Source organism: Tritonibacter sp. SIMBA_163 (assembly GCF_046535935.1).
Taxonomy (GTDB): Bacteria; Pseudomonadota; Alphaproteobacteria; order Rhodobacterales; family Rhodobacteraceae; genus Epibacterium; species Epibacterium scottomollicae.
The window spans coordinates 1-228 of sequence record NZ_JAWJBP010001581.1; the positions used below are offsets into that span (position 1 = coordinate 1).

A 228-nucleotide genomic window follows, 5' to 3' on the forward strand; every position below is an offset into this window, starting at 1 on the left:
GGGATTATGTAGAGTGGAGCAACCTTCAGCGTCAACAGCTTTATACCGAAGAGGAAGCAGAACAGCGAACGCCAAAAGCAGTAGCAGCTAAAAGACGGTTGAGCGCAATCAATGCCGAAGTGGACATTCGCAGTCATGTCATGGATGTATCTGTTGAGGAAATGGAACGGCTCATAGAGGGCGTGGATTTGATATTAGATGCAAGTGATAATTTTGACATCCGAATGG

1 protein-coding gene is annotated in these 228 nt (G+C 46.1%); it reads left to right on the top strand.

The genetic code is table 11. The annotated features are described in order from the left end of the window. Positions 1-228, top strand: a 228-nt coding sequence (locus R0J92_RS27580) for a ThiF family adenylyltransferase (protein ID WP_411054021.1), incomplete at both ends; no start/stop codon positions are given.